Annotated in this window: 20 protein-coding genes, 4 tRNA genes and 2 pseudogenes; 16 read left to right on the top strand and 10 right to left on the bottom strand. The window is 68.9% G+C overall.

Annotated features, from left to right (window positions below; genetic code table 11):
* Nucleotides 1–21: 21 nt before the first annotated feature.
* Complete coding sequence (locus tag ACFVAV_RS28145) at nucleotides 22–2,451, top strand: glycerol-3-phosphate 1-O-acyltransferase (protein ID WP_379038521.1); 2,430 nt, start codon at nucleotides 22–24, stop codon at nucleotides 2,449–2,451.
* Entirely contained in the window at nucleotides 2,451–3,866 is a 1,416-nt protein-coding gene (locus ACFVAV_RS28140; RefSeq protein WP_379038520.1) for an HAD-IB family hydrolase, read from the top strand. The genes ACFVAV_RS28145 and ACFVAV_RS28140 overlap by 1 nt, the downstream gene beginning before the upstream one ends.
* Nucleotides 3,867–3,901: 35 nt before the next feature.
* Here the strand turns inward: ACFVAV_RS28140 and ACFVAV_RS28135 are convergent, their stop codons facing one another.
* The 3 genes from ACFVAV_RS28135 to ACFVAV_RS28125 form a co-directional block, all read right to left on the bottom strand.
* Entirely contained in the window at nucleotides 3,902–5,107 is a 1,206-nt protein-coding gene (locus ACFVAV_RS28135; protein WP_379038519.1) for a Dyp-type peroxidase, read from the bottom strand.
* Entirely contained in the window at nucleotides 5,100–5,657 is a 558-nt protein-coding gene (locus ACFVAV_RS28130) for a copper chaperone PCu(A)C (RefSeq protein WP_379038518.1), read from the bottom strand. Before ACFVAV_RS28130 ends, ACFVAV_RS28135 begins: the two co-directional genes overlap by 8 nt.
* Nucleotides 5,658–5,754: 97 nt before the next feature.
* Nucleotides 5,755–6,303, bottom strand: coding sequence for a hypothetical protein (locus ACFVAV_RS28125; protein WP_379038517.1), 549 nt, complete (start codon nucleotides 6,301–6,303; stop codon nucleotides 5,755–5,757).
* Between the two features lie 153 nt (nucleotides 6,304–6,456).
* On the opposite strand from ACFVAV_RS28125, the gene ACFVAV_RS28120 reads away from it, so the two are divergent.
* A complete protein-coding gene (locus ACFVAV_RS28120) occupies nucleotides 6,457–6,897 on the top strand; it encodes a DUF6069 family protein (protein WP_379038516.1) in 441 nt (146 codons plus the stop codon).
* Between the two features lie 63 nt (nucleotides 6,898–6,960).
* Here the strand turns inward: ACFVAV_RS28120 and ACFVAV_RS28115 are convergent, their stop codons facing one another.
* Together ACFVAV_RS28115 and ACFVAV_RS28110 are read right to left on the bottom strand one after the other, a co-directional pair.
* On the bottom strand, nucleotides 6,961–7,680 hold the full coding sequence (locus ACFVAV_RS28115) for a polyprenol monophosphomannose synthase (protein WP_379038515.1): 720 nt from the start codon (nucleotides 7,678–7,680) through the stop codon (nucleotides 6,961–6,963).
* Between the two features lie 126 nt (nucleotides 7,681–7,806).
* Nucleotides 7,807–8,490 (bottom strand): GAP family protein, encoded by a 684-nt coding sequence (locus ACFVAV_RS28110; RefSeq protein WP_379038514.1) that lies wholly within the window; start codon nucleotides 8,488–8,490, stop codon nucleotides 7,807–7,809.
* Nucleotides 8,491–8,641: 151 nt separating this feature from the next.
* Here ACFVAV_RS28110 and ACFVAV_RS28105 point away from each other — a divergent pair, with 151 nt between their 5' ends.
* The 3 genes from ACFVAV_RS28105 to ACFVAV_RS28095 are packed head-to-tail and all read left to right on the top strand — an operon-like array spanning nucleotide 8,642 to nucleotide 11,244.
* Nucleotides 8,642–8,950 carry a hypothetical protein gene (locus ACFVAV_RS28105; protein ID WP_379038513.1) on the top strand — a complete coding sequence of 103 codons (309 nt, stop codon included), beginning with the start codon at nucleotides 8,642–8,644 and terminating at the stop codon, nucleotides 8,948–8,950.
* Nucleotides 8,950–10,209, top strand: coding sequence for a hypothetical protein (locus ACFVAV_RS28100; RefSeq protein ID WP_379038511.1), 1,260 nt, complete (start codon nucleotides 8,950–8,952; stop codon nucleotides 10,207–10,209). Before ACFVAV_RS28105 ends, ACFVAV_RS28100 begins: the two co-directional genes overlap by 1 nt.
* Nucleotides 10,210–10,218: 9 nt before the next feature.
* A complete protein-coding gene (locus tag ACFVAV_RS28095; protein ID WP_379038510.1) occupies nucleotides 10,219–11,244 on the top strand; it encodes a hypothetical protein in 1,026 nt (341 codons plus the stop codon).
* A 50-nt stretch (nucleotides 11,245–11,294) separates the two neighbouring features.
* On the opposite strand, the gene ACFVAV_RS28090 is transcribed toward ACFVAV_RS28095, so the two are convergent.
* A tRNA-Asp gene (locus tag ACFVAV_RS28090) sits at nucleotides 11,295–11,368 on the bottom strand.
* A gap of 116 nt (nucleotides 11,369–11,484) precedes the next feature.
* On the opposite strand from ACFVAV_RS28090, the gene ACFVAV_RS28085 reads away from it, so the two are divergent.
* The 10 genes and pseudogenes from ACFVAV_RS28085 to ACFVAV_RS28040 all read left to right on the top strand — a co-directional run bounded on the left by ACFVAV_RS28085 (nucleotide 11,485) and on the right by ACFVAV_RS28040 (nucleotide 20,990).
* The gene (locus tag ACFVAV_RS28085; RefSeq protein ID WP_379038509.1) at nucleotides 11,485–12,114 is read left to right on the top strand and encodes a TetR/AcrR family transcriptional regulator; all 630 of its coding nucleotides are present in this window, start codon (nucleotides 11,485–11,487) and stop codon (nucleotides 12,112–12,114) included.
* Between the two features lie 43 nt (nucleotides 12,115–12,157).
* Nucleotides 12,158–12,238 (top strand): annotated as a pseudogene (locus tag ACFVAV_RS28080) (biotin carboxylase N-terminal domain-containing protein); the annotation flags it as partial.
* Nucleotides 12,239–12,353: 115 nt separating this feature from the next.
* Entirely contained in the window at nucleotides 12,354–13,502 is a 1,149-nt protein-coding gene (locus ACFVAV_RS28075) for an RNA-guided endonuclease InsQ/TnpB family protein (protein ID WP_379038508.1), read from the top strand.
* A gap of 117 nt (nucleotides 13,503–13,619) precedes the next feature.
* Nucleotides 13,620–15,155: pseudogene (locus ACFVAV_RS28070) on the top strand (acyl-CoA carboxylase subunit beta); the annotation flags it as partial.
* Nucleotides 15,156–15,371: 216 nt separating this feature from the next.
* Nucleotides 15,372–16,193, top strand: a complete 822-nt coding sequence (locus tag ACFVAV_RS28065) for an SDR family oxidoreductase (protein WP_379038507.1) — start codon at nucleotides 15,372–15,374, stop codon at nucleotides 16,191–16,193.
* A gap of 29 nt (nucleotides 16,194–16,222) precedes the next feature.
* Nucleotides 16,223–17,443 carry an acyl-CoA dehydrogenase family protein gene (locus tag ACFVAV_RS28060; protein ID WP_379038506.1) on the top strand — a complete coding sequence of 407 codons (1,221 nt, stop codon included), beginning with the start codon at nucleotides 16,223–16,225 and terminating at the stop codon, nucleotides 17,441–17,443.
* Nucleotide 17,444: 1 nt separating this feature from the next.
* Entirely contained in the window at nucleotides 17,445–18,227 is a 783-nt protein-coding gene (locus tag ACFVAV_RS28055; RefSeq protein ID WP_379038505.1) for an SDR family oxidoreductase, read from the top strand.
* A complete protein-coding gene (locus ACFVAV_RS28050) occupies nucleotides 18,220–19,248 on the top strand; it encodes a phosphotransferase family protein (protein WP_379038504.1) in 1,029 nt (342 codons plus the stop codon). Before ACFVAV_RS28055 ends, ACFVAV_RS28050 begins: the two co-directional genes overlap by 8 nt.
* Before the next feature lie 18 nt (nucleotides 19,249–19,266).
* Nucleotides 19,267–20,250 (top strand): NADPH:quinone oxidoreductase family protein, encoded by a 984-nt coding sequence (locus ACFVAV_RS28045; protein ID WP_379038503.1) that lies wholly within the window; start codon nucleotides 19,267–19,269, stop codon nucleotides 20,248–20,250.
* A 50-nt stretch (nucleotides 20,251–20,300) separates the two neighbouring features.
* Entirely contained in the window at nucleotides 20,301–20,990 is a 690-nt protein-coding gene (locus tag ACFVAV_RS28040; RefSeq protein WP_379038502.1) for a TetR/AcrR family transcriptional regulator, read from the top strand.
* Between the two features lie 41 nt (nucleotides 20,991–21,031).
* On the opposite strand, the gene ACFVAV_RS28035 is transcribed toward ACFVAV_RS28040, so the two are convergent.
* The 4 genes from ACFVAV_RS28035 to ACFVAV_RS28020 all read right to left on the bottom strand — a co-directional run bounded on the left by ACFVAV_RS28035 (nucleotide 21,032) and on the right by ACFVAV_RS28020 (nucleotide 22,107).
* Nucleotides 21,032–21,108 (bottom strand) — tRNA-Phe (locus ACFVAV_RS28035).
* Between the two features lie 58 nt (nucleotides 21,109–21,166).
* A tRNA-Asp gene (locus ACFVAV_RS28030) sits at nucleotides 21,167–21,240 on the bottom strand.
* Nucleotides 21,241–21,270: 30 nt separating this feature from the next.
* Nucleotides 21,271–21,343: transfer RNA gene (locus tag ACFVAV_RS28025), tRNA-Glu, on the bottom strand.
* Between the two features lie 92 nt (nucleotides 21,344–21,435).
* Nucleotides 21,436–22,107: a TetR family transcriptional regulator gene (locus tag ACFVAV_RS28020; RefSeq protein ID WP_379038501.1), complete on the bottom strand. Its 672-nt coding sequence runs from the start codon at nucleotides 22,105–22,107 to the stop codon at nucleotides 21,436–21,438.
* Nucleotides 22,108–22,687: the final 580 nt, after the last annotated feature.

The following is a 22,687-nucleotide window of genomic DNA, read 5'->3' as shown; positions in this document are numbered from 1 at the left end:
ATCTGCCGCTTGAATGGAGAGATGATCGACATCGGTGGGCGGCGCGGCCCGCGAACGGGACCCATGGCCGACTCGGTGGTCGCCCTGGTCGACGCGGCTTCCGGCGTCGAACGCGAACTCATCGGCAACTGGATCGCCGAGGGCGGCCTCGGCCGCGACATCGGCTCCGACGCCCCGGTGACCCAGCTCGACCTCGACGCCAAGGCGATCACCAAGCGCCTGGTCGGCAGGCACGATGACCCACTCGTCGTCCCGGTCCGGGTGCTGTGGCTGCCGCCGGAACGCGACGGAGTCCGCCGGGTCACCTTCGCCGACCTGGTCATGCTGACCAACCCGCGCAAACCCAACCGGCTCGTCCAGCGCAGGCTGCTGCGCACCGAACCCGACCGGCACCGGGTGCTCGTCGGCGCGCCCGCCCGGCTCAGCGAGCTGCGCACCAACAATCCCGAGGCCGCGGCCCTGCTGCGGGCGGGCACGGCCGAGCCGTTCGCGCGGTCGGTGCTGCGCGCCGCCGTCGTCGCGCTGGAGCGGGCCGAGCGCACCGTCATCGGTGACCGCTACAAGGTGCCGCAGCTGGTGGCCGAGGAGATCCTCGACTCCCCTGAATTCCAGCGCAAACTCGACTACATCGCCGAGGAGATCGGTTCCGAACCCGACCAGGTGTACCGCAACGCGGAGAAGGCGCTGCGCGAACTGGTCGCCGCGCAGAGCAGGCTGGTCTCGGACCTGTTCACCCAGGCCATGCGACCGGTGCACGCCTCGACCTGGAAGGTCGACACCGACCTGCACGGCCTGGACGCGCTACGCAAGCTCAACCGCAAGCACCCGCTGGTCTTCCTGCCCTCGCACCGTTCCTATGTCGACGCGTTCGTGCTCGGTGACGTGCTGGCGCGCAACGATTTTCCGCCCAACCACGTGATCGGCGGGGCGAACCTCAACTTCTGGCCGATGGGCCCGATCGCCCGGCGCACCGGAACGGTGTTCATCCGGCGCAGTTTCGGCGACGACGAGGTCTACAAGGCGGTCGTCGAGGAGTACTTCGCCTACCTGCTGGCCAAGCGCTTCAATCTGGAGTGGTACTTCGAAGGCGGGCGCACCCGCACCGGCAAACTTCGGCCACCCCGCTACGGACTGCTCAATTTCCTTGCCGCGGCGGTACGTTCCCGGCGCGTCGAGGACGTGCTGCTGGTGCCGGTCTCGATCACCTACGAGCGGCTCAACGAGCTGGGCGCGATCGCGAGCGAACAGTCCGGCGGTACGAAGAAACCGGAGGGCATCGGCTGGCTCGCCAGATATGTCCGCAGCCAGCAGCATTCGGCCGGTCGCGTGTATGTGCGGTTCGGCGAGCCGCTGTCGGCGCGGGAACGGCTCGGCGCGAACGGTGATCCGCTCGATCAGCGCCCGACGACCATCCCGCTGCGCGACACCACCACCGGCGCGGCCAGCGTTCCCGACGAGTCGGCGCTGCGCGAAAGCGAGCGCAAAGCCGTGCAGCGGCTGGCCTTCGACGTAGCCGTCGGCATCAACCAGGTCACCCCGATCACGGTGAACGCGCTGGTCACGCTGGCGCTGCTCGGCGTGCACGAGCGCGCGCTGACGCTGGGACAGGTGCGCACGGTGGTCGACCCGGTGCTCGGCTACATCGCCCGGCGCGGCCTGCCCAGCGGCGAGCTGTCGGCCCTGCGCGACGATCAGGGCCTGCGGGTGGTGCTCGAACAGCTCGCGCTCGCCGGTGTCGTCACCGTGTATCGCGGTGGGCTGGAACCGGTGTACGCGATCGAAGCCGGCGCGCACCTGGAGGCGGCGTTCTACCGCAACAGCGCCGTGCACTGGTTCGTCAACCGGGCCATTCTCGAACTGGCCGCGCTCACCGCCGTGGAGGAACCGGGCGAGGACCCGCTGCGCTCGGCCTGGAAGGCCGCCTTCGCGCTGCGCGACCTGCTCAAGTTCGAGTTCTTCTTCCCCGAGCGCAAGGAGTTCGCCGAGCAGATCATCGACGAGGTGCGGATCATCGTGCCGGAATGGGACGAGAACACCCCCGACGACCGGCTCGATCGCCAATTCCTCGGCGCGCTCACCGATTCCGGCTTCGTGATGGCGCACCGCGTGCTGCGCTCGTTCTTCGACGCGCAGCTGGTGGTGGCCGAGCGCTTGGCCGCGCGGTCGGCCGACGCGACGATCGATCGCAAGGAGTTCATCGACGAGTGCGTGGCGGTCGGCAAACAGATGCTGTTGCAACAGCGATTGCACAGCCCGGAGTCGGTCTCGACCGAATTGTTCACCAGCGCCTGCAAACTGGCCGACAACCACGGACTCGTGGCACCGGCCGCTCCCGGCGCCGAAGCCGAACTGCTGGCGCGACGGCAGGAATTCGCCGAGCGCCTGCGTGATCTCGGCGATCGCATCGCGCGGGCCGCAAGCCTCGATCCGTCGAACCGGACGGTGATCTGATGAGCACACTCGCCGAGTCCCTGGCCGCGATCCGCTCGGGACCGCAGGGATCGCAGGTCGCCGCCGTCTTCGATTTCGGTGGCACCGTCGTCGACGGGTTGCCGCGACGGAGTCTGACGCGCAGACTGTTCCGCCGCGGTGACGCGCGCAGGGCCGCCTTGCTCGGCGGCATCGTGCGCGGTGGCGACGACGGTGATTACGCACGCGTGCTGCACGCCGTCGAGCGAACCTGGGCCGACCAGACCGAGTCCGATCTGGAGGAGCTGGGCCGCAGCGCCTTCCGCCGGGAGATCTACGGCAGGCTGTTCCCCGAGGCCTGGCAGCTCGTGCGCGCCCATCAGCTGGCCGGGCACACGGTGGTGCTGGTCAGCGAACTCACCCGGTTCCAGGTGCTGCCCGCCGCCGAACGACTCGGCATCGAGCACGTCCTGTGCACGGAACTGGCTGTGTACGACGGCATCCTGACCGGGCGCACCGAAGGCGCACCGCTGTGGCGTGCCGAAAAGGCGGACGCCGTCGGTGAATTCGCGGCGGCGGCCGAGGTGGAGATCGGCTATGTCTATGCCGACAGCGCCACCGATCTGCAACTGCTCGACCTGGCCGAGATCCCCACCGTGGTCGACCCCGATCCGAAGCTGGCCGAGATCGCCGCCGAACGGGGCTGGCCCACACTGACTTTCCGTCCCCGCCTCGCGCCACGCCCCGTCGACTATCTGCGCACCCTCGCCGGTTTCGCCGCGCTGATCGGCGGCGCGCTGGTCGGCGTGCTGCGCAAGTCCTACACCGGCCGACGCCAAGCCATGGCCGACGCCCTCATGCACGACGCCACCACCGCCACACTCGCGGCGATCGACGTGCGGTTGCGCGTCGTCGGCGCGGAGCATGCCCGCGCCCCACGGCCCGCGGTATTCCTGTTCAATCACCAGAGCCAGTTCGACGTGATCATCGTGCCCAAGGTGCTCGGCGGAGCGGTCACCGGCATCGGCAAGAAGGAGCTGGCCAATCATCCGCTGTTCGGCCCGCTCATGCGGTTCGTCGGCGTCACCTTCATCGACCGCGCCGATACCGAACGTGCCAAAGCCGCACTCGCGCCGGTGGTTTCCACCCTGCGCGGCGGTCTCTCGATCGGCATCGCGCCGGAAGGCACCCGGTCGTACACGCCGCGGGTCGGACCGTTCAAGAAGGGCGCGTTCCACATCGCCATCCAGGCGGGCGTACCGGTGATCCCGGTGGTGATCCGCAATGCGGGCGAGATCGCGTGGCGGGATTCGCCGATCGCGCGGCCGGGGGTCGTGGATGTCGCGGTGCTCGCACCGATCGACGTCTCCGGCTGGGACCCCGCCGCGATGGACGACGAGGTCGAGCAGGTGCGGCAGCTGTTCGAGAACACCCTGCTGGACTGGCCGCAGGCCTGAGCAGGCCGGGCGCGGTGGTGCGCCCGGCCTGCCTCTCAGCCCTCGAACAACTGCTCCCCGAGATAGTGCCCAGGCCCTGGCACGCCGGGCGGGATCGCGAACACGGCCGAACCGACGGGTGTCGTCCATTCGTTCAGCGCGTCGAATTCCGCCAGCCGCTGCTGCACCGGCAGGAACTGGGCGTCGATATCCCGCTGGTAGGCCACGAACAGCAGACCCGAGTTCGACAGCTGCCCCGGCGCGGGGGCCTCGTCGTAGTTGAACCCGCGGCGCAGGAACCGTTCCCCGTCGTGCGTGTGCCTGGCCCGCGCGACGTGCGACGACGGCGGGATGACCGGGATGCCGTTGCGGTCGACCGCCGCCAGGTCGGGCTCGTCGTGTTCGGCGGTGCCGGTCAGTGGCGCACCGGTGGACACCCGGCGGCCGACGGTGAGTTCGCGGCCGTCGGCGTCGAGTTCGTCCCAGGTGTCGAGGTCCATGGCGATGCGCCGCAGCACCAGGGAGGTGCCGCCGGCCAGCCACGGCGTCGACGCGCCGTCGTCCCACACCAGCCGATCGAAGTCGACCGTGCGCGGGGCGATATTGACGGTGCCGTCGACCTGGCCCATGAGGTTGCGCATGGTCTGGCCGCGCGGCGCGTCCCGGAAGCCGCGCTGCACCCAGCGCACCGTCACCAGCGATTTGACGTGCTTGGACAGCACCCGCACCGCGTGCGCGACCGTCGTCGCCTCCTCGGCGCAGACCTGGAGGACCAGGTCGGCGCCGGTGTAGGCGGGATCGAGACGGTCGATGGGGAACGGTGGCAGCGGGCGCAGCCAGCCCGGCCGTCGCTCGGTCAGGCCCGCGACAGTGAACAACTCGGGTCCGAAACCGACGGTGATCGTCAGGCGGGCGGGTCTGGTCGCGAGTTCCGGCTCGGTGTCGGCGAGCGCGGGCAGGCCCTGGGTGAGCCGGGACGCGTCGTCGGTCCAGATCCGGAGCAGGCCGATGACGTCCTCGCGGCCGGCGCCGGGCGTCAGATCGAAACCGGCGAAGGCGACGTGGCCGGGTGGCGTCGTCTCGACACCTGCCTGGTGCGGGCCGTAGAAGGGGACGATGTCGAGCGCCTCGTCCCGCTCCGGCGCATCGCGGGTGAGTCCGGTCGCGCCCCGGCCGATTCCGGCCGCGCCGACGACGCCTGCCGCCGCGGCTCCCCCGCCGAGCAACCGACGGCGGGAGAGCCTGAGATGCGGATCAGCCATGCGTGGGATGCTCGGTGCCCGGCGTGTAGTTCTCCTTGCCCCCGGCGAAGTCACGCACCTGCGCGGTGACGACGGTGCTCGAACCGTCGGCGAAGGTGAGGGTGAGCGTGGTTTCCGCGCCGGTCCGCAGGGGCTGCTTCAGGTCCATGAACATCAGGTGCTCGGCGCCGGGTTTCAAGGTCACCTCGCCGTGCGCCGGGATGGTGATGCCACCTTCCTTGGGGCGCATGGTTTTCGCGCCGGTGCTGTCGGGCACCACCTCGTGGATCTCGACGCGGTCCGAGGCCGGGCTGGTGGCGGCGACCAGGGTCACCGGCGCGTCGCCGTCGTTCTTCAGATTGCCGAAGGCGGCCGACATGCCGGAGTCGGCGGCCTTGATCCACTGGTCACTCATGGTGATCCGGTCACCCGCCGCGGCGGGCGCGGCGGGAGCGGGCTCGGAACCCGAGCAGGCGGTGGCGAAGAAGGTCAGCGCGGACAGGGCCGCCGCGGCGCCGAGACGGCGTGCGAGCCGGGGTGGACGCAAGGAAGTACGCGGGAATGCGGACATGGGAGAACTCCGATCATCGGGGTTGGGTGAGAACCCGAACCGACGTGCGGAGTCGACGAATCAACCGCCAGGACAGCGGGATTCTCCGGTCAGTGGACTACGCCGGGACGGGGTGGAGTGCGGTTGCGCCCGCAGGTGGCGGTCCGCGCAGGCCGATGCCGGGTCGCAGGAGAAGTTGCCGCAGGACCGCGCGTTCCTCGGCCGGGGGCAGCCGCAACGGTGGCGCGGCGGATTCGGTGATCCCGGCCAGCACGAGGACCAGCCGTCGGACGCTGGTGATCGCCCGGCGCACACCGACCTCGGCGGCGCGGATCGCGATCGCGCCCGCCGGGATCGCCACCAGGTGGGCGAGCAGCATGGCGGCGGAGAAGGCGTGGTGGTGCACGTGGCCCAGCGACAGCGCGGTGTGCCCGATGCCCTGGCCGACCGCCAGCACCGCCATGGTCGACACCGGGCTGTTACCCCGTGGCAGCGCGGTGACCACGACACCGATCAGGGCGCAGGCGGCGAACAGCAGTGTCATCGACGATCCGGTGGGAACCGCTGTCGCGCCACCGAGTCCGTGCGCCAGCACGGCGACCGCACCGGACGCGGCACCCACCGCCGCGCCGCGCAAGCGCGCGGTGTGATCCGTCGGTGAGCGCACCCGGCCATGCTACGACCATCTGTCGTAGTTGCCGAGCTCAGGACCTATGACCAGCGTCTCATCGACTCGGCGCAGGAGAATTCGAACAGGGGCTTGACCTAAATAATGGTTCAGGTTTGATGATGGTCTCACCACCGAATGAGGGAGCACATCATGACCACCACCACCGCCACCCCGACCGCCATCCGCACGCTGCCCGCGCTGAACCGGGCGGTCGCCGTCCTGGGTGGCGTGGCCGCCGCCGTCGTGGCGAACCTGATCGTCTGGGGCATCGGTGCGGCCGCAGGCGGATCCTTCATCACCACCGACGGCGGCAAGGTGATGGACGTCGCTCCCGGCGGCGTGATCTTCATGTCGGCCGTGCCGCTGCTGATCGGCCTGACCGTCGCCGTGCTGGTGTCCTACCTGTGGTCCGGGGTGCTGCGCGTCGGCGCGGTCGTCGGCTCGGCACTGTCGATCGCGACGATCGCACTGACCGTGGACGCCGATTTCGACACCGCGTCCACCATCGCCCTGTCGGTGATGCACGTGGTCCTGGTGCCGGTGATCGTGGTCGCGCTGGAAGGCGTGCGCAAGAGCATCGCCACCCGTTGACCCACCGCAACGACGAAGGACCCCGCCGGAGATCTCCGGCGGGGTCCTTCGTGTGGTCAGTACTTACACCGAGCGGCCGAACAGCAGCTTCCACGGCATCAGAGCCGACTCCAGCTGCACCTTCAGGCTCATCTTCGACGCGCCGAGGGTGCGCTCCTCGAACCGGATCGGCACCTCGGCGATCGTGTAACCCTTCTTGATCGCGCGGTAGTTCATCTCGACCTGGAACGAGTAGCCGTTGCTGCGGATCGACGCCACGTCGATCGCGCGCAGGGTGTCGGCCTTCCATGCCTTGAAACCGGCGGTCGCGTCCTTCACGCCGAGGCGCAGGATCAGGTTCACGTAGAAGTTGGCCCAGGCCGACAGGGCCTTGCGGTACCACTTCCACTCCGCCGCGGTCGAGCCGCCGGGCACGTACCGGGAACCGAGCACGACGCCGGTATCGGCGGAGCTCAGCTTCTCCAGCATGGCCGGGATCACCTCGGCGGGGTGCGACAGGTCGGCGTCCATCTGGATCACCACGTCGGCGCCCTCGTCGAGAGCCCGGGTGATGCCGGCGATGTAGGCGCGGCCGAGGCCGTCCTTCTCTGTGCGATGCAGCACGCTCACCACGTTCGGCAGCTCGGCGGCCAGCTTGTCGGCCACCTCACCCGTGCCGTCCGGTGAGTTGTCGTCCACCACCAGCACGTGCAGATCGGGGACCGGCAGCGCCGTCAGCCGCTCCACCGCCACCGGCAGATTTTCCCGCTCGTTGTAGGTCGGCACAACAACGGTAACCCTCAAGGGTCGCCCTCCCTGCTCACCTGGTAACCCCCCGCGACCCAGCCAGCGACCGCGGGAGCATGTCATCGATTCGTTATGACGGTACTCGATCGACCTGACGCGGACCTGAGCGGCCGTGCGGGCCCCTCACCACAGCTGGCGAGCGTGGACCAGCGCGTCGACCACCAGGACCACGCCGAACACCACGAACAGCACCCGCACCACCGGCGGTCCGAAGCGAGTGATCCACCGCACCAGCAGGCGGTAAACCCGGCGGGCACGCGGCGTCTTCCGCATGGCCAGGGCGAGCACCACCAGTGGCAGCAGCAGGGCTATCGCGCAATATCCGGCCACGATCAGCGGCCACACCACCGGCAGTGGCCGCTGCGCCGACAGCATCGCCAGCGCCGCCAGATACGGCACCGAGGTCGGCACCTTCGCCAGTCCGAGCGTGAGCCCGACGACCCCCATCAGCCACGGATACTTACGCACCGGCCGCACCCAGCGCCCACCGCCGCGCATCGTCGTATCCATCGGCAACGCCGCCACCACGATCAGCACCACGCCGATCAGCAGCTCACCCCAATACCGCAGCAGCGGCGTCAGCTCGAAGTCGAACAGCCGGACCAGGAAATCGATCCCCAGCACCGTCGCGATCCCGAACGCCACCGACACCGCGAACACGCCACCGAGAAAACTGAGCCCACCCACGACCGGCGACCGCCGCGCCAACCGGCTGTCGGCCACCACCGCCGTAGTGATCGCCACCAGCAGCACATCGAGCGCGTCGACCACCGCAAACCCGAGCAATGTGATCAGCAGGACACCCATGACTCTCGCGACCCTACTCGCCGGTCAGCCGGGTTCCGGCCTACGGTGCGACCCAGTCCCACCCACAACGGCGCCGATCTCGTTACGCTTTTCGTGCCGGGAGTGCCCGACGAGCACCCGCGATCGTGAAGGGGAAGACATCGTGGCGGAAATGTCATTCGACCCGTCAGCGCTCGACGCGTATCAGCGCGCTGCAGCTCGGGTCTCGGATCTACTTGGTGAAGCGGCTACCAATACCAGCACGGCGGCGGGAGTCGACCTGTCCGGGCTCGGGGTGCTCGGGCGGGAGTTCGCCGCGGCGTGGACGGAGGCCGCGGGCGCGCACGCGTCGACGTTGAGTACCGCGGGGAATCTGGTCACCGCGTATCAGGACATTCTGAATCGCTACGGCGCCGACGTCACCGGGATCGATACCGGGCTGGCGGGCGACCTGCGCGCGACCGAGAGCGAGGTGGCGTGATGGCCACGAAGTCCCTGGTCACCGAGACCACGCTGAGCACGATCACCCCGGCCGAGGCCGAGGCCAGGATCGCGCCGGTGGTCGCGCTGCTCGAGGTGCCGTTGCTGGAGCTGCGGAAATCGCTGGGCTCCAACACCTCCGCCGACCCCGATGCCGATGTGGTGGCCGCGCTGACCTCGGCGACCGATGCCACCACCGCTACCGAAGACCCGCACCGGCTCGGCCTGTACGCGCTGGAGTCCACCGAGACCGCGGCACCCGCCACGCCGGCGCTGCGTCAGACCGCGACCGAGGTGTCGGCGGCCGCGGACCGTGGCCAGAAACTGAGCACCCTGCTCGGACAGGCGCATTCGACGCAGGCGACCGCGGCGGCCAAGGTCGACGCGATCATCGCGGACTTCCGCGCCAAGGCGAAAGCCGCCGCACCCGCGGTGAACGGCAACAACCTGGACGCGATCGTCGAGCTCGCGGAGGAGGCGATCCAGGAGGCCGTCGGCGTCGTCGGGACCGCGAGCACCGAGATGGACCAGTACACCCGCAACACCAGGGAACTGACCTCCGATCTCGGCGGGACCAACGGGGTAACCGTGCCGCAGGGTGCGACCGAGGTGGCGCCGGGCGTCTATGTGCTCGGCACCGGCGGCACGTCCACGGACACGATCGACACCGACACCACGACAACCGATCCGGCGACGGCGGCGCAGATCGCGTTGCAGGAGGCGCTGATCGACGGTGGGGTCGCGCTGGGCACCGCGGCGATCGATGCGGGCGTCACCTTCGGCACGCACCTGATCGACAAGATCGCCGAGGTCGCGATGCACGGCATCGACAAGGGTTCCGAGCTGGCGACCACCGGGATCGATACGCTCGCCGCGAATGTCACCGGCACCGAGGGCACGGCGACCAGCCCGGCCACGACGACACCGTCGCCCACCACGCCGTCCACCAACGGCGGCGGCAACTCGGGCGGGCTGTTCGCCGGGCTCGGCAACGGTGACACCGCCACCAAGCCGGAACCCGCGAACAACAACAAGCCCGCGTCACCGGCCCCGGCGAGCCAGGCGCCTGCCGTGGAACAGCCACAGTGGCAGGCTCCGGCGACCACGCCCAACACCCCCGCGACTCCCGCGCCCGCGCAGCAGCCGGTCCAGAGCGGGGTGATTCCGCCGACCGGGCGACCGCAGCAGGATCAGGAGACCGAAAAGCCGTTGGCCGCACCGAAGCACGGGCAGCCGGGAGTCGTCCCGGCGACCGCGTAAGGCGCCCGGATGGACAACCCGTTCGGGGCCTATTTCTCGTCGCCGGAGGATCCGGCGCGCCGTCGCCCGCAAGGCAAACGGCGTCGCCGTCGCCGGCGCGAGGCCGAGCCGCAGACCATCGGCACCAATCCGGAGACGTGGCCGCCGCCGGAGCCGGAGCTCTACGAGGATGCCGCCGGCCACCTCGCGAACGCCCAGACCGAGCCGATCTACCGGTCGCCTACCGACGAGGACGGGTTCACCGGCGACTGGAACGACTGGAACGACGAGGCTCCCGTCGACGAAACACCGCGTCGCGGTGACGATGTCGACTGGAACGACTGGGCCACCACCACCGCGACCGAGCAGAGCGGCGACCGGGTCGAGATGCCGGTGTTGCCGCGCCTCAAGGACTTCGGCGGCGGTGGACCGATCGCGCGCAGGCCACGCAAGAAGTACGACGACGAGCGCTACGACGATCCCCACGGCCGCACGAAAGCCGCTGCCGCGGTGAAGGGCATCGTCGGCGCGCTGGTCTTCGTCGTCGCGGTCGGCCTGGCGGCCAATATCTTCCTCGGCTCCGGCGACAAACCGGTCGCGGCGAAGCAGGCGACCGTATCCGGTTCGCCGACAACAGCAACCACGGTTCCCCCGCTCCCCGCGCACGCCGTGGCAGGCTGCGAATCCTTCCGGAGCCAATCCATCACCATCAGCGCCGAACGCGGCGACACCGCCACCCCGCAGGGCGCGATCCTCGGCTTCGAATACAGCTACTACGTCGACCGCGACGCCGCCAAGGCCCGCACCTACGTCACCGACGACGCCCATGTCGGCGACGAATCCGCACTGGCCGCAGGCATTTCCACCTTCCCCACCGGCGTCAAGTACTGCATCCACATCACCCGCGCCGACTCCACCGACCCCACCCTCTGGAACGTCACCGTCCAGCAGCAATGGCCCGGCGACACCGCCATCGAGAAAATCCAGCAGACGATGCGCACCGCCGAGGTAGCCCCCGGCCGCTATCGCATCACCAGCATCGACCACCGCCGCTAGACCCGGAAAACGCAGAATCCCCGCACCAGAACTGGTGCGGGGATTTCTTGCGACCCTGACGGGACTCGAACCCGCGACCTCCGCCGTGACAGGGCGGCGCGCTAACCAACTGCGCCACAGGGCCGTGATGTATCGCTACATCGCGGGAGCGACTGTACCCCGGCGGAGGGCCGGGGCGTTAACCGAGCAGGTGGGGCGGTCGATCGGGTGTTGACATTGACGTCAACGTCAACAACACTTGTGACGGTGACCACAAGCGCGGCGCAGGAGCGGGCGCGGTCGGCGCGCAAGGACAGCGCCGGGCCGCGGCGGGGTGAGTTGCTCGACGCGGCGGGGCGGTGCTTCGCGGAATTCGGGTACGACCAGACCTCGGTGGAGACGATCACGACGCGGGCGCGGGTTTCCCGGGCGACGTTCTATGCGTACTTCTCCTCGAAGGACGAGGCGTTCGGGGCGATCACCGAGCGGGTGTGCGCGCAGTTCCTGGACGCGCAGCTTGTGGTGGATGTCGAGGTCACCGAGCCGGCCGAGGTCATCGCGGCCACGACAAGGGCTTTCGCGGAGGCGGTGTTCGCCAACGGCGCGCTGGTCGCGCTGATCGAGCACCGCGCCGGGATCGACCCGGCGATCGGCGCGCAGTGGTCGCAGGTGCGCACCCGGCTGCGCAAGCGGTTCACCACGTTTTTGGAACGGGTCGACGCGCGCGGCGGGATCGATCCGTGCGCGCCGCTGTCGCGGGTCGTCGAGACCCTGTCCGACGCACTGCTGATCGGCGCCTCCCGGCTCGCCGGAGCAGGCCCCGACCAGCGCGAACAGTTCATCACACACCACATCGCCATCGCCGAACGACTGATCGGCTTCACCCGATAACCCCGGGGTTCACCCTGGCCGACAACGACATCGAGGACGTCCAGTGAAGCTGCTGATCGCCAACCGCGGCGAGATCGCCCTGCGCATCATCCGCACCGCCACCGAACTCGGGGTGGGAACGGTGAACACTCGATGCCGACACTTGGTCACGAAAACCGAATTGGCATGAAGGACGAAAACGCAGCGCCTGCCAGCGAACATCACCACACTCAACCATAGCCCATTGCTATGCTGCGGCCGTGCAGCTTCGCTACCAATACCGCGTCTATCCGACGCCCGGCCAGCAGAATGCGCTGGCCCGGGCGTTCGGGTGTGCGCGGGTGGTGTTCAACGACGCGGTGCACGCACGGGAAGCGGCGTGGCGGGACGGCCTGCCGTACCCCACAGATGCGGACCTGTCGAAAGCCCTCACCGCCGCAAAGCGGACACCGGAGCGGGCGTGGCTGGCCGATGTGTCGTCGGTGGTATTGCAGCAGGCGCTCGCGGACGCGAATACCGCGTACCGCAACTTCTTCACCTCGGTCACCGGAAAACGTCAGGGCCGCAAGGTCGGTGCTCCGCGGTTCCGGTCCCGCCACGACAATCGGCAGTCGATCCGGTTCACCAGGAATGCACGGTTCCGCGTCACCGCCGGTGGGAAGTTGCGGCTTCCGATGATCGGGGACGTGAAGGTGGCGTGGTCGCGGGAGTTGCCCTCGGACCCGTCGAGCGTGACGGTCATCAGTGACTCTGCCGGCCGATACTTCGCCAGCTTCGTCGTCGATGTCACGCCGGAGCCGCTGTCGCTCATCGACTCCGAGGTCGGGATCGACCTCGGGCTTACGACGTTCGCGGTCCTGTCGAACGGCACGACCATCACGTCCCCGAAATTCCTGCGCCACGCCGAACGCCGACTCCGCAAGGCGCAGCAGGCCCTGTGCCGCAAAGAGAAGGGCTCCAACAACCGGGCCAAAACACGTATCCGTGTCGCCAAGGCCCACGCCGCAGTGGCCGATGCGCGCAAGGACTTCGCGCACAAACAGTCCACGACGATCATCCGTGAGAACCAAGCGGTGTATGTCGAGGACCTGTGCGTGATCGGGCTGGCACGGACACGGTTGGCGAAATCGGTACACGATGCCGGGTGGAGCATGTTCACCCGACTGTTGGAGGCGAAGGCCGCCCGGTACGGGCGGCACTTCTCGAAGGTGGACCGGTTCTTCCCGTCGTCGCAAACCTGCTCGGCGTGTGGTCGGGTCGACGGTAAGAAACCGTTGTCGGTCCGGGAGTGGACGTGCCCGTGCGGCGCGGTCCACGACCGGGACCTGAATGCCGCAATGAATATCCTCGCCGCCGGACGGGCGGAGAGTCGAAACGCCTGCGGAGAGACGGTAAGCCTCCCCGCCTAGCGGGGAGCACGACTCGATGAAACAGGAACCCACCGAGAGCGCCGCCGGCGCTGGTAGAAACCCCCCGCCTTCAGGCCGGGGGAGGACGTCAAGACTCACTGCTGGCCATGTGAGAGTCGCGCCCGCGCCGATGTCGACGAGATCCGCGCGCGTCACCTGCTCACCCTGGACGAGTCCCGCCCCGACGTGGTGGCCACACGGCACGGGCTCGGCCGCCGCACCGCCAGGGAGAACATCACCGATCTCGTCGACGCGGGCAGCTTCGTCGAGTACGGCGCACTGGCCTTCGCCGCCCAGCGCAGCAGGCGCACCGAGGACGACCTGATCGCCAACACCCCCGCCGACGGCCTCGTCACCGGCCTGGCCACCATCGGCGCCGACCGCTTCGGCAAGGCGGCCGCCGAAGCCGTGGTGGTCTCCTACGACTACACCGTGCTCGCAGGCACCCAGGGCAAGAACAACCACGCCAAGACCGACCGCGCCTTCGAACTGGCCGCCCGCAAACAGGTACCCGTGGTGCTGTTCGCCGAGGGTGGCGGTGGCAGGCCCGGCGACACCGACGTGACCGGCATGGGCCTGGACGTGCCGACCTTCCGCGCGCTCGCCGCACTGCGCGGACAGGTACCGCTGGTGACGATCGTGTCGGGGCGCTGCTTCGCCGGGAATGCCGCCCTGGCCGGGGTCTGCGACGTGATCATCGCGACCCCGGACGCCAATATCGGCATGGGCGGCCCCGCGATGATCGAGGGTGGCGGGCTCGGCGCGTACCGGCCCGAGGACATCGGTCCGATCGACGTGCAACGGCGCAACAGCGTCGTCGACCTGGTCGCCCGCGACGAGGCGCACGCGGTGGCGCTGGCCAGGCAGTACCTCGGCTACTTCCAGGGCCCGGTCGCCGACTACGAAGCGCCCGACCCCCGCCTGGCCAGGCATGTGGTGCCGGAGAATCGCCTGCGCGCCTACGACATCCATCGCGCGATCGAGGCGATCGCCGATGTCGGCTCGATCCTGGAGCTGCGGGCCGACTACGGGGTCGGCATCGTCACCGCGCTGGTCAGGGTCGACGGCGTGCCGTTCGGTCTGGTGGCCAACAGCAGCCATCACCTCGGCGGCGCCATCGATGCCGAGGCCGCCGACAAGATGGGCGATTTCCTCGGGCTGTGCGAGTCGTTCCGACTGCCGGTCGTCTCCCTGTGCGACACACCGGGATTCATGGTCGGACCCGAGGCGGAGAAGACGGCGACGGTCCGCCGGTTCAGTGAGCTGTTCGTGCTCGGCGCCCGGCTGAGCGTGCCGTTCGGCATGATCATCCTGCGCAAGGGCTACGGCCTCGGCGCGATGGCGATGGCGGCCGGGCACTTTCGCGCGCCGAACTTCACCGTCGCCTGGCCGACGGGCGAGATCGGGCCGATGGGGCTCGAAGGCGCGGTGCGTCTGGGCTTCCGTAAAGAGCTTGCCGCCGTGGCGGATCCGGCCGAGCGTGACACGCTGTTCCAGCAGCTGCTGACCCTGGCCTATCGGCAGGGCAAGGCGCTGACCGCGGCGACCGGGTTCGAACTGGACGACGTCATCGACCCCGCCGACACTCGCGCGTGGATCGCCACGCTGGTCGGCGACCCGGCGCGCACAGGATCGGCACGAGCTCGGCATTGATGGCGCCGAGTTCCGCCGGGGTGCCATGGCGCGGGCTGCCCCCTTCTCGTCGACCTTCCCGGTCGGTGCGAAGAGCAGTCCGCCGTCGCGGCGAAAGGCCAGTTCATCGGGTCCGCGCCCCGGCAGACCAGCCCTGAGCTGCGCCATTAGACTTGAAGTTGACGTCAACTTCTAATACGTTCGGTCCTGCGGATCGACCGACCGAAGGAATTCACCGTGAGAGTTTCAGACAAAGTGGCCATCGTGACCGGTGGCGGCGCGGGGATCGGGGCCGCACTGGCCGCCGCCCTCGCCGCGGCGGGCGCGCGGGTGGTCGTCGCCGACCTCGACGAGGCCGCCGCGCTGGCCGTGTCGGCGCGCATCAATGCCGAGCACCCAGGGGCGACGGTGGGCGCGGGCGCCGATGCCGCCGACACCGCCGCGATCCAGGATCTGATCGCGCTGGCGGAGCAGCACTTCGGACCCGTCGATCTGTACTTCGCCAACGCCGGCGTGGTCGGCGCGCCCGGACTCGATGCCGCCGAAAGCGACTGGGATCTCTCGCTCGCGGTGAACCTGCGCGCCCACGTCCGGGCCGCGCAGCTGCTCGTCCCCCAGTGGCTCGACCGCGGCGAAGGCTACTTCGTGAGCACCGCGTCGGCCGCTGGTCTGCTCACCCAGATCGGCTCGGCCACCTACTCGGTGAGCAAGCACGCCGCGGTCGGGTTCGCCGAATGGCTGAACGTCACCTACGGCGACCAGGGCATCCGGGTCAGCTGCCTGTGCCCGATGGGGGTGAACACCGCCCTGCTCTACGCCGGGCAGGAGTCGGGCGAGCCGCTCGGCGCCGCCGCCACCCGCGCCGTCGTCTCGGCGGGTGAAGTCCTCGAACCCGCCGAGGTGGCCGAGATCGTGCTCGAGTCCATCGCGGCCGAGCAGTTCCTGATCCTGCCGCATCCGCAGGTGCTGGAGATGTACCGCAACAAGGGCGCCGACTACGACCGCTGGCTGCGCGGGATGCGCCGCTACCAGGCGGCCCTGCTGGCCGAAACCCGCTGAACCCCATCATCAACCCTCGGGAGCACCCCATGTCGCTGTTCGATCTCTCCGATCGCGCCGAGAAGTATCGGGACGACCTGCTCGATTTCATGGACGCGCACGTCTATCCGGCCGAAGCCGTCTACGACGAGCAGATGCGCGCCTCAGGCGACCCGCACTTCCAGCCGCCGATCCTCGAGGAGCTCAAAGCCGAGGCCAAGCGGCGCGGCCTGTGGAACCTCTTCCATCCGCATCCCGGCCGCGGCCCCGGCCTGACCAACCTCGAATACGCGCCGCTCGCCGAGATCATGGGCCGCAGCCATCTCGCGTCGGAGGCCTGCAACTGCAATGCCCCCGACACCGGGAACATGGAGGTGCTCGAGCTGTTCGGCACCGAGGAGCACAAGAAGAGGTACCTCGAACCGCTGCTCGACGGCACCATGGCCTCGGCCTTCGCGATGACCGAACCGGGCGTGGCCAGCTCCGACGCCACCAATGTCGAACTGTCGATGGTGCGTGACGGCGACGAGTACGTGCTCAACGGCCGGAAGTGGTTCGCCACCAACGCCTTGCACCGCAACTGCAAGGTGCTGATCGTGATGGGCAAGACCGATCCGACCGCCGCGCCGCACCGGCAGCAGTCGATGATGGTCGTCCCGATCGACGCGCCGGGCATCACCATCCTGCGCGGGCTGCCGGTGTTCGGCTACCACGAACGCGAAGGCCACGCCGAAATCGACTTCGCCGACGTGCGGGTGCCGGTGACCGATGTGCTCAAGGGTGAGGGCGAAGGCTTCGCGATCAGCCAGGCCCGGCTCGGCCCCGGCCGCATCCATCACTGCATGCGCAGCATCGGCATGGCCGAACGCGCGCTGGAGATGTTGTGCAAGCGGGCGCAGTCGCGCGTCACCTTCGGCAAGCCGATCGCCGAGAACGCCAATATCCAGGACTGGATCGCCGAGTCACGCATCGACATCGAGATGATCCGGCTGCTCACGCTCAAGGCGGCCCACCTGATGGACACCGTCGGCAACAAGGCGGCGCGCACCGAGATCGCCGCGATCAAGGTCGCCGCGCCGACCATCGCGCTCAAGGTCCTCGACCGGGCGATCCAGGTGCACGGGGCCGGTGGCGTCACCGATGACTTCCCGCTCGCGATGGCCTGGGCCCAGCTGCGCACGCTGCGCCTGGCCGACGGCCCCGACGAGGTGCACAAGCGCGCCATCGCGCGCCAGGAACTGGGCAAGTACCGCAGCAAGGAGAGCAACTGACATGACCGGACTCGATCTGACCGGGCGCACCGCCATCGTCACCGGCGCCTCGCGCGGCATCGGGCTGGCGATCGCCCAGGCCATCGCGGCGGCGGGCGGCAATGTCGTCCTGACCTCGCGCACCCAGGAATCCGCCGACGCGGCCGCCGCGCAGGTACGCGGCAATGTCCTCGGCGTCGCGGCGCACGCGGTGGACGAGGACGCGGCGCGACGCTGCGTCGAGCTGACCGTCGAACGGTTCGGCAGCGTCGACATCCTGGTCAACAACGCGGGCACCAACCCCGCCTTCGGCCCGGTGATCGGCCAGGACCACGCCCGGTTCGCCAAGACCTTCGACGTGAACGTGTGGGCGCCGGTGCTGTGGACCTCGCTGGTCACCGAAGCCTGGATGGGCGAGCACGGCGGGGCCGTCGTCAACACGGCGTCCATCGGTGGGCTGGTGCTGGAGGCGAACATCGGCCTCTACAACGCGTCCAAGGCGGCGCTGATCCAGCTGACCAAGCAGATGGCGCTGGAGTTGTCGCCGAAGGTGCGCGTCAACGCGGTCGCGCCCGGCGTGGTGCGCACCAAACTGGCCGAGGCCCTGTGGAAGAACCACGAGGAGTCGGTCGCCGGTGCCACCGCGCTGGACCGGATCGGCGAGCCGGAGGACATCGGTGCGGCCGTCGCGTTCCTCGTCTCGGATGCGGCGAGCTGGATCACCGGTGAGGTCATGGTGATCGACGGCGGGCAGCGGCTCGGTGACGCGCCGCTGTTCCGGAGCGGAGCGTCCGCTGGTGTCTGAGATTGTCGGGATCGACCCGGCCGTGGTGACCGACTGGTTCGCCACGCTCGGCATCGAATGCGCGGCACCGCTGCGCTTCGACCGGATCGGGCTCGGCCAATCGAATCTCACCTATCTGGTCTCCGACGCGGCCGAGCGCCGGTGGGTCCTGCGCAGGCCGCCGCTCGGTGAGCTGCTGGCCTCGGCACACGATGTGGTGCGGGAGGCGCGGATCATCGCCGCGCTCGAGCACACCGACGTGCCGGTGCCGCGGATCTTCGGCGTGCTCACCGACCCGGAGCTCGTCGCGGCGCCGCTGGTGCTGATGGAGTACGTGGACGGGCAGGTGGTCGACACCATGCCGATCGCGCGGTCGCTCACCCCGCAGCGGCGCAGGGCGATCGCGGAATCGCTGCCGCGGACGCTGGCGCGCATCCACGCGGTCGATCCGGCCGCCGTCGGGCTGGCCGATCTGGCCAGTCACAAGCCGTACGCGCCCCGGCAGCTCAAGCGCTGGAGCGGGCAGTGGGAGCACTCGAAGACCAGGGAACTGCCCGAGATCGACGAGCTCACCCGCAGACTCGCCGCCGCCGTGCCCGAGCAGCACGAGGTATGCCTGGTGCACGGCGATTTCCACCTGCGCAATGTCATCACCTCGCGCGAGACCGGCGCGGTGACCGCCGCGCTGGACTGGGAACTGTCCACCCTCGGTGACCCGCTGGCCGACATGGGCAGCATGCTCGCCTACTGGGCCGAGCCGGGCGAGCTCATCGGCGGCGACTTCCCCGCCTCCGCGCTCGACGGGTTCCCGAACCGCGCCGAGATGTCGCGGATGTACCTCGAGCTGACCGGCCGCGACCCGGCCGCGCTGCGGTACTGGCAGGTCCTCGGCCTGTGGAAGCTCGCGATCATCGCCGAAGGCGTGTTGCGCCGGGCACAGGACAACCCGATGAACAAAGCCGCCGCGGGCACACCGACCATCGAACGAATCGACGCCGTGGTGCGTCTGGCCTGCGACGTCGCCGACGACGCGGGAATCTAGCGACTGAGGGAAACCATCATGAAGGCTTGGCAGGTAAGTGAGCTCGGCGAACCACGGGACGTGCTGCGGCTCGACGACATCGACGACCCCGTTGCCGGACCGGGACAGGTGCTGGTGCGCGTGCTCGCGGCACCGGCCAACTTCCCGGACGTGCTGCTGTGCCGTGGGCAGTATCAGGTGAAGCCGCCGCTGCCGTTCACCCCCGGTGTCGAACTGTGTGGTGCGGTGGTCGCGGTCGGTGACGGTGTCACCCGGTTCGCGGTCGGCGATCGGATCGTCGGCACCACCACCCTGCCCGGCGGCGCGTTCGCCGAGCTGGCAGTGCTGGACGCGGAGAATGTCTTCCCCGCACCCGAATCGCTCGACGACGCCGAGGCGGCCGCCCTGTGCATCGGCTATCAGACGAGCTGGTTCGCCCTGCACCGGCGGACCCAGCTGCGGGCCGGCGAGACTCTGCTGGTGCACGCGGCGGCCGGTGGCGTCGGCAGCACGGCCGTGCAGCTGGGCAAGGCCGCGGGCGCGACGGTGATCGGCGTGGTCGGCGGGCCGGACAAGGCCGACTACTGCCGCAAGCTCGGCGCGGACCTCGTCATCGACCGGCGCACCGAGGACTTCGTGCCGATCGTCAAGGAATTCACCGGCGGGCGCGGCGCCGACGTGATCTACGACCCGGTCGGCGGCGACGCCTACGCCAAATCCACCAAGTGCATCGCGTTCGAGGGCCGTATCCTGGTCATCGGCTTCGCGGGCGGCACCATCCCGCAGCCCGCGCTCAACCACGCGCTGATCAAGAACTACTCGATCATCGGCCTGCACTGGGGCTTGTACAAGCAGTACAACCAGCAGGCGATCGACGACTGCCACACCGAACTGACCCGGCTGGCCGCGGCGGGTCAGCTGAAACCGCTCATCAGCGAACGCCTTTCGCTGGCCGATGTCCCCGACGGCCTCGGCAGGCTCGGCGACGGCAGCACGGTCGGCCGTGTCGTCTTCCGCCCCTGAGCAGCGACTCGCCGGACGCCGCGGCCCCGGCCGCGCGCTATAAATACAGCATGGATCGACCCGCGGACACCGACGGCGAAGGCGCGCTGCCCTCGATGGCGCGCACTTCGCTGTTGCGCGAGCTGCCGGCCACCCCGCGTGGTCTGCGGACGCGCACCGCCTTGATCGACGCGGGCCGCAAGGTGTTCGAGCGGCTCGGTTACCTCGACACCCGGCTGGTCGACATCACCCAGGAAGCCAACTGCTCCTCGGGCACCTTCTACACCTATTTCGCCGGCAAGGAAGAGATCTTCGCCGCGATCCTCGAGCACGCCCAGGAAGACATGCTGCATCCCGGCATGCAGCATGTGGCCGGTGACGACGATCCCGCCTCGATCGTCGAAGCGAGCAATCGGGCCTACTTCGAGGCCTACAAGCGCAACGCCAAGCTGATGGGCCTGCTCGAGCAGGTCGCCAATATCGACCCCGAGTTCAGCAAGCTACGCCAGGACCGCGCCGACGCCTTCATCCACCGCAACGCCCGCAGCATCGCGAACCTGCAACAACGCGGCCTCGCCGACCCCGACCTGGACCCGATGCTCACCTCACGCGCGCTGTCGGGCATGGTCAGCCGCCTCGCCTTCAACTACTTCGTCATCGGCGACGGCCACCTCGACGGCGCAGCCCGCCCGATGGAAGACCTCGTCTACACCGTCACCCGCCTCTGGGTGAACGCCCTGCGCATGCCCACCACCCGCTGACGCAAAAATCCCCTCTACCAGGAACTGGTGAGGGGATTTTGTGGTGGCCAGGGCCGGGATCGAACCGGCGACCTTCCGCTTTTCAGGCGGACGCTCGTACCAACTGAGCTACCTGGCCGCAGGCACCCGTACTGAATGCCATACGCGAAGCGCCGGATCACTCCGGCGCTTACTTGCGACCCTGACGGGACTCGAACCCGCGACCTCCGCCGTGACAGGGCGGCGCGCTAACCAACTGCGCCACAGGGCCTTGCTGTACTGCTACACAGTCCGAAGACTGTACCCCCTACGGGATTCGAACCCGCGCTACCGCCTTGAAAGGGCGGCGTCCTAGGCCGCTAGACGAAGGGGGCTCGTCCCAGATCTCTCCGGACCGGCTTTCAACGTTTCCGTTGGGAGCTCGCATAGCTTATGACAGGTGTGCGCAGACTTCCAAATCGCCTGGTCAGGCGCCCAAACCGAGGTCATCGAGGCGTGCTTGTGCACGCCACCCGTCGCTGCGGAAGTTCTGGATCCACACCGGGGTTGCCATCGCCTCGACAATAACCTCCAGCACCTCGGCGAACCGGGCACGCAGATCGGCGGCCGAACCGCCGGCGATCGGATCGACCAGGTAGCGCTGGCCGGCCAGGGCCGCGGAGAGGGTGCGGGTGAAGCGGTCGGGGTCGGCGTCGGCGCGCAGCTGGCCGTCGTCGATCGCGCGCACCGCGAGGACCCGGGTGGCGCGGCCGACGATCCGTCCACCGCCGTTGCCCGCGTCACGATGGAAGTCGGGCTCGATCACGAGCCGGTACTCGGCCTGCACGATGGTGTCGTGCTCGAGCCGCAGCGCGATCTCGTCGACCATCCCGTGCAGCACGTCGAGCGGACCGAGGTCGGCGCGGGCCAGCCAGCGATCCGCACAGGTGCGGTAGCGCTCGACCGCCGTCTCCAATACCGCGCGCGCCAGATCTTCCTTGGAGTCGAAGTGGAAGTACATCGCACCCTTGGTCGCGCGCGAGCCTTCCAGAATGCGGTTGAGCGATGCCGCGGCATATCCGCTCTTCCCGAACTCGACGGCCGCGGACTTGATTATCGCCGCGCGTGTCCGGCGCGCCCGCTCTTGTTGCCGTGCCATGCTCGAAACGCCTCCGAACCTTCTCACCGCCATCGGTCAATAACCGACCGTTGACGCGAATAGTGGTTTTATTACAAACTTTCGGTATGAAATCTCGCAGAAAAGCCGGTACCCCGCCGGCTGGTATAGTTCGCCCGCCCGGGTGCGCCGCAGGGGGTGCACACTCGGGCTCAACTACCTGTGAGAACCGCCTCCTCCTGCGGTAACGATTGCCCCTTTGCCGAAGATTCGCGCACCCTTCACGATTACCCCGGCAGTTCGAACCCTCGATGAATTCCTCGACACAACAACCGGCACCGGTGCGCCGGATAACGCAGCACCGGTGATTGTTTCGAAATTCACCAGGCGATCACCGTACCCGCATTCGCGAGCCGACACGCGGCAAATGGAACACCCATCCGAACATCCGGTTCGGTTACCCAACTCAGCAAACGAGGCGCAACCCGAATGGTTTCGTCGGCTATGAATTCCGTAGGCGCACAGCCCGGTTGACCGGGCCGACGACCCTCGGGCGAACCCCCTGCTGTTCGCCCCACGGTCGCGAGACCTGCGTCCACACCGGACCACCTGATCGACCACG

Origin of the sequence: Nocardia sp. NPDC057663 (assembly GCF_042799895.1) — a bacterium.
Taxonomy (GTDB): domain Bacteria; phylum Actinomycetota; class Actinomycetes; order Mycobacteriales; family Mycobacteriaceae; genus Nocardia.
Note: the sequence above shows the minus strand (reverse complement) of the source record. Positions and strands in the feature narration are given on the sequence as shown.

Bases quoted from the DNA above. Each gene is read 5' to 3' on its own strand.
- ACFVAV_RS28100 (WP_379038511.1), top strand. From the start codon at position 8,950: ATGGCCACGAAGTCCCTGGTCACCGAGACCACGCTGAGCACGATCACC.
- ACFVAV_RS28145 (WP_379038521.1), top strand. From the start codon at position 22: ATGATCGACATCGGTGGGCGGCGCGGCCCGCGAACGGGACCCATGGCC.
- ACFVAV_RS28095 (WP_379038510.1), top strand. From the start codon at position 10,219: ATGGACAACCCGTTCGGGGCCTATTTCTCGTCGCCGGAGGATCCGGCG.
- ACFVAV_RS28135 (WP_379038519.1), bottom strand. From the start codon at position 5,107: ATGGCTGATCCGCATCTCAGGCTCTCCCGCCGTCGGTTGCTCGGCGGG.
- ACFVAV_RS28130 (WP_379038518.1), bottom strand. From the start codon at position 5,657: ATGTCCGCATTCCCGCGTACTTCCTTGCGTCCACCCCGGCTCGCACGC.
- ACFVAV_RS28120 (WP_379038516.1), top strand. From the start codon at position 6,457: ATGACCACCACCACCGCCACCCCGACCGCCATCCGCACGCTGCCCGCG.
- ACFVAV_RS28020 (WP_379038501.1), bottom strand. From the start codon at position 22,107: ATGGCACGGCAACAAGAGCGGGCGCGCCGGACACGCGCGGCGATAATC.
- ACFVAV_RS28045 (WP_379038503.1), top strand. From the start codon at position 19,267: ATGAAGGCTTGGCAGGTAAGTGAGCTCGGCGAACCACGGGACGTGCTG.
- ACFVAV_RS28060 (WP_379038506.1), top strand. From the start codon at position 16,223: ATGTCGCTGTTCGATCTCTCCGATCGCGCCGAGAAGTATCGGGACGAC.
- ACFVAV_RS28105 (WP_379038513.1), top strand. From the start codon at position 8,642: ATGTCATTCGACCCGTCAGCGCTCGACGCGTATCAGCGCGCTGCAGCT.
- ACFVAV_RS28055 (WP_379038505.1), top strand. From the start codon at position 17,445: ATGACCGGACTCGATCTGACCGGGCGCACCGCCATCGTCACCGGCGCC.
- ACFVAV_RS28110 (WP_379038514.1), bottom strand. From the start codon at position 8,490: ATGGGTGTCCTGCTGATCACATTGCTCGGGTTTGCGGTGGTCGACGCG.
- ACFVAV_RS28140 (WP_379038520.1), top strand. From the start codon at position 2,451: ATGAGCACACTCGCCGAGTCCCTGGCCGCGATCCGCTCGGGACCGCAG.
- ACFVAV_RS28040 (WP_379038502.1), top strand. From the start codon at position 20,301: ATGGATCGACCCGCGGACACCGACGGCGAAGGCGCGCTGCCCTCGATG.